Source organism: Pseudomonas sp. v388 (assembly GCF_003935425.1).
In the GTDB taxonomy this organism is placed as follows: domain Bacteria; phylum Pseudomonadota; class Gammaproteobacteria; order Pseudomonadales; family Pseudomonadaceae; genus Aquipseudomonas.
This window is the reverse complement of record NZ_RHQN01000019.1, coordinates 1-2,024: the sequence shown is the minus strand read 5'-3', so window position 1 is coordinate 2,024 and position 2,024 is coordinate 1. Positions and strand designations below refer to the sequence as shown.

The 2,024-nt window shown below is 50.6% G+C and carries 1 protein-coding gene and 1 pseudogene; both read right to left on the bottom strand.

Annotation, left to right across the window (positions count from 1 at the left end; genetic code table 11):
• Positions 1 to 697, bottom strand: a pseudogene (locus tag EGJ27_RS24665) (hypothetical protein); the annotation flags it as partial.
• A gap of 91 nt (positions 698 to 788) precedes the next feature.
• The coding region (locus EGJ27_RS25235; RefSeq protein WP_306085336.1) for an RHS repeat domain-containing protein at positions 789 to 2,024 on the bottom strand (1,236 nt) is incomplete at its 5' end.

The following is a 2,024-nucleotide window of genomic DNA, read 5'->3' as shown; positions in this document are numbered from 1 at the left end:
CGACGGCTTTCAATTGTCCGGCCACGGTCTGTTTGAAGGATTGCGTATTACCCATGGCATCGGTCTGCCGAATCTGTCCGCCTAGAGAATTGAACGCCCACTGTGTTTCCAGGCTGTCGCTCTCCAGCAGGGCATCGCGCTCGGCTTCGGTCAGTGGCCAGTCCGGTGTTCTTGGATCAAGCAGAAACTGCCGGACTTCGGTCAGTGCAACCCCGAGCAAACCGTAATCCGGCAGATGACGAGTCCCCGCCGTATCGTCATGGCGAATGAGCTGGTTGCACTGGTTGTGCTCAAAACCATCCGCCTCGCCGTAGCCAAACCGCTCGGTTACCAGCCCGTCTTCAGTGATTGCCAAAGGGCGCAATACAGCATCGTATTCAACCTGGCGTCGGCTATCGCGACTGTCCCAACCTTCAACCGGCAAGCCTGCTTCGTTCAATAACCCGAGCCGCCAGCCGGCGTCGACGCTTTCGGTCAGCAGCGCCTGACCGCTGAGGCTGTAAGTCGTGTTGAGATTGGGAAGTGCAAGGCGTGGATCACGCTGACTGAGCAGCCGTCCTGCCAGATCATAAGTCTGAGAGTTCACCCGCTCATCGGCAGGTTGATCCTGCTCGCTACGGCAAAACGCAACGCTGCGCATCGCCAAACCTCGCGGGTCAATAACGGCCAGCGTGGGTGTGTGAGTATGCAGCGCCATGTTCATTCGTAATGTTCTCTGCTTGCGACCTGAGCTGAGTTCGGGGACTCAGGCAGGTTCATCTGACATCGAGTGGGACATAAAAAGTCGCCTATGGGTTTGCTTGTGCGTGCGAATGCCTCGCTTGTTGACGTTGTAAGTTTGGCAAGATATCCCTCTTGAAAAGTGTGTGCAGGTGATACGCCGCGTGGATCAACGAGTCTGCATTCTCAGTAGCAATATGAGGGCGCATGGGGGGGAAATCATTGAACGCTTTGACTGCGTCGTCCAGAGTTTTCACCATGTCTGGATAGGGATGAAGAAGCTTGATTTTTTCTATAAAGGCTATGCTGTTTTTTATATGTTCCTTAACTATATTCCCTCCAGTAATAACTGAAGAAGTGTATTTGCGTATCAAGGGTTTGCTTAGGTCGGAGAACACGTTATTTATATCATTAAGGTAATAGTAATCGCGTGATTTTGCTCCTTTTACAGGGCTTCCGCTGACCTCACCCACATGAGTGATTTCGTGGCCTAGAAGAGTGGCGAGTTCAGGGGTATTAATATTATCGATATTCAACCATATTCGACCTTCAGGATCGTTGGTTCTAACAAAACCTTGCATCTTTGAGTATTGAGGCCTTTTGATGCCCACAATTTTGTCTTTTCCAAGATCGCCCCTATATAGGGCGGCTAGTAAGAAGCTCTGCTCCCAATTTTCTATGATCTGGTCTTTTGCATCGTTATAGAAAAAGCCAAAAAAATCTTTCATGATTTCATGGCTTTCTTCAGGGTGAGTTTTAATCATGTACAGTGCGTCTTGAAAAATTGCATGCGCTGTGATCAGTTCGCTTTTCAATTTTTCTCTCAGCTCAGTAGGGAACTCATCTAGCCCGCGATAATAAATGATGTGTAAGCCTTCCCAAACGGCTTTTTCATGTTCATCTTGTTTACCTATATAGATTCTGCCATCCAGATCATTGGTGAGAACGGGGTTATTGCCCACGAAACAAAAAAGATTAAGTCCGTTCACATCACCTGCCGGGTCCGGATTGATCCACCGCTGCAACCACGGTGCGTAATACCTGAATCCGTAGTAATACAGCCCGCTAGCATCGCGCTCCTTGCCTGAGTAACGCACCGTCTTGTATTTGGCCTCTACGGCACTGCGCGCAGCCCACCATGCGGTGCCGCCAAACGGGTAATAACTTTCCTGGCTGATCAGGTTGCCTTGCTGGTCCAGCTCCAGCGTGCTTGAGCCCAAGTGATCGCTCAGGCTGTAGCGGATTTGATCGTTGGCGATGCCGCTCGGTTGGCCTGCCTGCCAATGCAGTACCCGACTGTTTTG